The sequence below is a fragment of the Rhizorhapis sp. SPR117 genome (genome assembly GCF_021742065.1).
Map to the genome: position 1 here is coordinate 1 of NZ_JAKKIE010000109.1, position 6,208 is coordinate 6,208.

Consider the following 6,208-nt stretch of genomic DNA (forward strand, 5'->3'; position numbering starts at 1 on the left):
TGGTTCAAACATGGGTCAAATCTCAGTGAAAATTTATGCCGCTACCGGGTCACTTCTCAGCGACAATCAACACCAAGCCCACTAACAGCATGGCAGGAAATGCCGGGCAGGCTGACTATTCGCTAGTAATCAAGGGAGAATCCGTGCCCCGAGGTAGAGGACGGGTCGCCGATTCCATACCGAGCTTCCGAAATACACTGTCAACCGGCGACAAAACCACTCTCGCGCTCGCCTTCTTCCTTGCAAAACTGGACCACGACGGGGCGCTGAATCAAAAGGTGCTAGTGTTTGACGACCCTCTTGCGAGTCATGACAGCCATCGGCGCGGCATGACGGTCGAGGCGATCAAGGACCTGTGTGGGCGCTGCCTCCAGCTTATAGTCCTCTCGCATGATGAGTATTTCCTTCGTGCCGTTGAGAAGCGATGCGCTGGAACCGGTACGGCTACCTATCAAATCGAGTATACCAATGGTGATGAATGGTCGTCCGCTCAAAGGGTGGACCTAACCGAGCTTTGCCGTTCCGATCATGCTAGGCGGTTGGATAAGCTCAGGGCCTTTGCAGACAATCGACAAGGGGACCCCGACGACGTGGTGCTGAATGTGCGCCAAGTGCTTGAGACCCATTTCCGCCGATCATATACGGCCTATTTCGCGCACAATCGAAATCTAGGGCAGATGGTGCGTGACATAGAGAACGAAGGCGCTGCCCATCCATGCCATAACTTTCGGAACGGCCTAGATGCCCTAAATGCTGCAACTTGCGATCAACATCACGGTGATGACGCAATCGTGATCCCAAAACGTCGTGTCGATCCCGACGCGCTAAGGGTCATCGTCAACGACGCACTAGAGCTAATCGGCGCACGAAAGCCAGCTTCGACAAACACGGGTCGGCCTTCGCCGTCAATCAATGTTGTCTGAAACCGAAGGTTCCGCGCTACCCTGAGCGTTTCCCCGGCCAAGGGTAGCCCAAAGCGTGATTCTATAGCAATTTGATTTATATGAGGAAAATGGTGCTGCCGGTGAGGATTGAACTCACGACCTCAGCCTTACCAAGGATGCGCTCTACCACTGAGCTACGGCAGCATGACCATTTCCTAGTCCGAGTCATGCCTCGGCCTTTGGAAGCGGGCCTATGGCCTTGGCACGGTTGTCTTGTCAAGGCGGCTTGCCCAATTCATGTCAAAATCGCTATTGGCAGGGCATGAGCAAAGGTGACGATGAGCGCGCGCGGCGGCTGGCAGAGGCGTTGAGGGCAAATTTGCGGCGACGCAAGTCCCAGGCGCGTGAAGATGGGCGCGATGACAAAAGCCCGGAAAAGCCCGCGCCGCAGGATAACTGACGATGCCTTACCGGCCCTTTGCGGGACAGTGACGATTTGCTGTCACGGGACTTGGGTTTTTCCTCCACCTTGCCTATAGACTCCGCATGACAGACGAACCCAACAGCAATGATTATGGCGCCGACAGCATCAAGGTCCTCAAGGGCCTGGATGCGGTGCGCAAACGCCCCGGCATGTATATTGGCGACACCGATGATGGATCGGGTCTGCACCATATGGTTTTCGAGGTTTCCGACAATGCGATCGACGAGGCATTGGCGGGGCATTGTGATCGGATCGATATCACACTGAACCCCGATGGATCGGTGAGCGTCGCCGATAATGGCCGCGGCATTCCGACCGGCATTCATACCGAAGAGGGCGTGTCAGCCGCCGAAGTCATCATGACCCAGCTCCATGCGGGCGGGAAGTTTGAGAATACGTCGGACGACAATGCCTACAAGGTTTCGGGTGGTTTGCATGGCGTGGGCGTTTCGGTCGTGAATGCGCTGTCGGAATGGCTCGACCTGACCATCTGGCGCGATGGCAAGGAGCATTATATGCGCTTTGCCTATGGCAACGCCGTGGCTCCGTTGAAAGTAGTGGGGGACACGCACAAGAAGGGTACGATGGTCACATTCCTGCCATCACCCGCCACCTTCAAGATTGTCGAATTCGATTTCGAGAAGCTGGAACATCGCTATCGTGAGCTGGCGTTTCTCAACTCCGGCGTGCGCCTGTTTCTTAAAGATGCGCGGCATGAAGAGCAAAAGACGGTCGAACTCTATTATGAAGGCGGGATTGCGGCTTTCGTGAGCTACCTTGACCGTAACAAAACGCCGCTTATGCCCGATCCGATCGCCATTACCGGCCAGCGTGACGACATCGGCATTGAGGTGTCGCTGGAATGGAATGACAGCTATTATGAAAATGTGCTGTGTTTCACCAATAACATTCCGCAGCGGGATGGCGGCACGCACCTGGCGGCTTTCCGTGCCGCACTGACCCGCACGCTGAACAATTATGCGGAAAAGTCGGGAATGCTGAAAAAAGAGAAGGTCTCGCTTACCGGCGATGACATGCGCGAAGGCCTGACCGCCATTGTTTCGGTCAAGCTGCCCGACCCTAAATTTTCGTCACAGACCAAGGACAAGCTGGTGTCCTCCGAGGTTCGGCAGCCGCTTGAAAGCTTGATGGCCGACAAGATGGCGGAATGGCTGGAAGAGAATCCCGGACACGCCAAATCGATCATTGCCAAGGTGATCGACGCCGCCGCTGCCCGCGAAGCAGCCAAGCGCGCGCGCGAATTGACCCGCCGCAAGGGCGTGATGGACATCGCCTCGTTACCCGGCAAGCTTGCCGACTGTCAGGAACGCGACCCGGCCAAATCCGAATTGTTTCTGGTCGAGGGTGACTCTGCGGGCGGTTCCGCCAAACAGGGGCGCGATCGTCATTATCAGGCAATCCTGCCGCTGAAGGGCAAGATCCTGAACGTCGAGCGGGCGCGGTTCGACCGGATGCTGTCGTCCAAGGAAATCGGTACGCTGATTCAGGCGATGGGAACCGGCATCCGCGATGACTTCAATATTGAAAAGCTGCGCTATCACAAAATCGTGATCATGACCGACGCGGATGTGGATGGCGCGCATATTCGTACCCTGCTGCTCACCTTCTTTTACCGGCAAATGCCGCAGATCATCGAGAATGGTCATCTGCTGATCGCGCAGCCACCACTATACAAGGCGGCACGGGGCCGTTCGGAAGTCTATTTGAAAGACGAAGTGGCATTGGATCAATATCTTGTCGATAACGGCATCGACGCGTTGGTGCTGGAAACCACAGGCGGCGCACGTGCGGGCGACGACCTGCGCAGTCTGGTCGATCACGCTCGCCGTATGCGCACGCTGATGCGCTATACACCGCGCCGCTATGATCCAACGATTATTGAGGCTCTGGCGCTTGCGGGGGCACTGAACCCTGACATCACCCGCGAGGGACGGGAAGCGGCGCTCAACATTGCGACCAGTTGGCTGGATCTGGCCGATACCGAAGGCAAATGGATCGGTCGGATTTCGGAAGAGGGCGGTTACCATTTTGAACGGGCCTGGCGCGGCGTCACTGATCACCACATGATTGAGCCGGCTTTCCTCGGCTCTGCGGAAGCGCGCAAGCTTCACGCGCTTGCCGCCGAACAGGCCGACAGCTACAGAACGGCCAGCCGTCTTGTCTCGGTCAAGGCCGCAACGACGCAGGCCGCAACCGACGCAGCCGATGGCGACGAGGATATGCCCGCGCCGGTCGCGTCCAAGGGAACGACCATTACCCGTCCCAGCGAATTGCTTGAAGCCATCCTGCTTGCGGGACGCAAAGGCCTGAGCATTCAGCGCTATAAAGGGCTTGGCGAAATGAACGCCGAACAGCTGTGGGAAACCACCCTGGACCCTGCCAACCGTTCCATGCTGCGGGTCGAGATCGAGCAGGCAGATGTCGCGGATGAAATCTTCACACGCTTGATGGGCGATGTCGTCGAACCGCGCCGCGAATTCATTCAGGACAATGCGCTCAGCGTGGCGAATCTGGACGTGTAACGCGCTTTGCTACGGTCAGCCTTTCCTGTCTGCCCTTTCCTGATCTGCTATGCTTATGGTGCCTGGCAAACGCCATTGCCATGTGGTTGGCGTCATCCTGATCCTTTGGGGCATCGCTATGCTTTGATCCGGGGTTCGTGCGGGGGGCCATCCTTGACCATTTCACCTCATAAAAATACTGCAGCGTTCACTTGACGCCATCGAGCGCATTTATATGGATTGCATATTCCCTGTGGCTGTGCAGCTCGGCAGAAACACCTACCCGGCACGTTAACGTATATAGAAAGTGACAAATTATGCGCATCCAAGGACAATCTGCCATTGTTACTGGTGGTGCATCGGGTTTGGGGGCCGCGACTGCGCGGATGTTGGCGGCAGATGGCGCCAAGGTTGCGATCTTCGACCTGAACGCAGAAATCGGGCAGGCCTTGGCGCAAGAGATTGGCGGCATATTTGCGCCAGTCAATGTCACTGATGAAGACAGCGTTCAAGCAGGGCTTGAAACTGCGGCAAAAGCGCATGGCGTGGCGCGCATATTGGTGAACTGCGCGGGAGTGGCGCCTGCGATCAAGGCCGTGGGGAGAGAGTTCGTGCCGCATCCTATGGGCGATTTCCGCAAGGCAGTCGAGATCAACTTGGTCGGTTCTTTCCTCGTCCTTTCCCGTTTTGCCGCGCGTTTGCAGCAGGCTGACTCGTTGGGGGAAGAACGCGGCGTAATCATCAACACAGCCTCGGTTGCCGCCTATGATGGTCAAATCGGCCAAGCCGCCTATGCAGCGTCCAAGGGCGGCGTTGTCAGTATGACTTTGCCGCTTGCGCGCGAATTCGCAAAATCGCTGATCCGGGTGGTCACGATCGCGCCGGGAATTTTCTGGACTCCCATGCTTGCAGGCTTGCCGCAGGCAGCACAGGACTCACTAGGGCAGCAGGTTCCCCATCCCAGTCGTTTGGGCAAGACGGAGGAATATGCGATGCTGGTGGAGAGCATCCTTGCAAACCCGATGCTCAACGGAGAAACAATTCGCCTCGATGGTGCAATAAGAATGGCGCCCAGATAGAACACATTGCCATTTCGAAGAGCTTTAATGAAAGTCCATGCATGAATAATGAGCCATTCTTGTCCATCGTCCCCAATGGATCGCCGGTCGCCGCGCATGAGCGGGCAAGGTTGCTGGAAAATCCGGGCTTTGGTCGGGTTTTTACCGATCATATGGTTACGATACGCTGGACGCCTGAAAAGGGCTGGCATGCAGGCCAGGTGGCGGCCCGCGCGCCGTTTCAGATCGACCCGGCCAACGCCGTTCTGCACTATGCCCAGGAAATATTCGAAGGCATGAAGGCGTATCGCACTCAAGACGGCACAATTACATTGTTCCGTCCGCAAGAAAATGCGCGGCGTTTTGCCCAATCCGCTGAACGCATGGCCATGCCCCCCCTGCCCGAAGATCTGTTTCTTCAGGCAGTGGAAGCGCTCGTGCGGATCGATAGTGACTGGATCCCGGAAGGTGACGGTAGCCTCTATTTACGGCCATTCATGTTTGCCAGTGAAACGTTCCTGGGGGTTCGGCCCGCTTCGGAATATATTTTCTGCGTAATCGCCTGCCCCGTTGGACCTTATTTCAAAGGCGGCAAAAAGCCGATTAAGGTCTGGGTTTCGGATGCCTATACCCGCGCCGCGCCAGGGGGAACCGGGACGGCCAAATGTGGTGGAAATTATGCGGCAAGCCTTATTGCTCAGGCCGAAGCGACCCGGCAAGGGTGTGACCAGGTGGTTTTCCTCGATGCGACCGAACGCCGGTGGATCGAGGAACTGGGCGGTATGAATATTTTCTTCGTCATGGACGATGGATCAATGATTACGCCGCCTCTGGGGACCATCCTGCCAGGCATAACGCGCGCTTCGATCATCACGCTGGCTGCTGCCGAGGGTATAAGCGTGATAGAAACGCCCTATTCCTTCGATCAGTGGCGAACGGACGCCACCAGTGGCCGCCTGCGTGAAACGTTCGCCTGCGGTACGGCGGCAGTCATCGCCGGCATTGGCGAGGTTCGTTATTCAAACGGCTCTTTTGTCATAGGATCCGGCGAGGACGGGCCGTTGACGGTGCGGCTTCGTGAGCAGCTTGTGGGAATTCAGCGGGGCATTGTCCCGGACAAGTTTGAATGGCTGCACCCGATTACATAATCGGGGCCTGTTCTATCCCGTTGTCTGATGGCATCAAAAAACGTATGGCCCGCCCCGTTTGCAAGGTAGATTTTGAGATGCTCTGATCAGTCTGCGTCAACGTATACGGTCT

The 6,208-nt window shown here is 56.7% G+C and carries 5 protein-coding genes and 1 tRNA gene; 5 read left to right on the forward strand and 1 reads right to left on the reverse strand.

Annotation, left to right across the window (positions count from 1 at the left end; translation table 11 throughout):
* Window positions 1-35: 35 nt before the first annotated feature.
* Window positions 36-923, forward strand: coding sequence for an AAA family ATPase (locus tag L3X40_RS20525; RefSeq protein ID WP_237367239.1), 888 nt, complete (start codon window positions 36-38; stop codon window positions 921-923).
* Between the two features lie 90 nt (window positions 924-1,013).
* Here the strand turns inward: L3X40_RS20525 and L3X40_RS20530 are convergent.
* Window positions 1,014-1,088: transfer RNA gene (locus L3X40_RS20530), tRNA-Thr, on the reverse strand.
* A gap of 118 nt (window positions 1,089-1,206) precedes the next feature.
* Here L3X40_RS20530 and L3X40_RS20535 point away from each other — a divergent pair.
* The 4 genes from L3X40_RS20535 (at window position 1,207) to L3X40_RS20550 (ending at window position 6,096) form a co-directional block, all read left to right on the forward strand.
* Complete coding sequence (locus L3X40_RS20535) at window positions 1,207-1,344, forward strand: hypothetical protein (RefSeq protein WP_237367240.1); 138 nt, start codon at window positions 1,207-1,209, stop codon at window positions 1,342-1,344.
* An 86-nt stretch (window positions 1,345-1,430) separates the two neighbouring features.
* Window positions 1,431-3,911 carry a DNA topoisomerase (ATP-hydrolyzing) subunit B gene (gene gyrB / locus L3X40_RS20540; protein WP_237367241.1) on the forward strand — a complete coding sequence of 827 codons (2,481 nt, stop codon included), beginning with the start codon at window positions 1,431-1,433 and terminating at the stop codon, window positions 3,909-3,911.
* 296 nt (window positions 3,912-4,207) lie between these two features.
* Window positions 4,208-4,969, forward strand: coding sequence for an SDR family NAD(P)-dependent oxidoreductase (locus tag L3X40_RS20545; protein WP_237367242.1), 762 nt, complete (start codon window positions 4,208-4,210; stop codon window positions 4,967-4,969).
* Window positions 4,970-5,010: 41 nt separating this feature from the next.
* Window positions 5,011-6,096 (forward strand): branched-chain amino acid aminotransferase, encoded by a 1,086-nt coding sequence (locus L3X40_RS20550; RefSeq protein WP_237367243.1) that lies wholly within the window; start codon window positions 5,011-5,013, stop codon window positions 6,094-6,096.
* The last annotated feature ends 112 nt before the right edge of the window (window positions 6,097-6,208 follow it).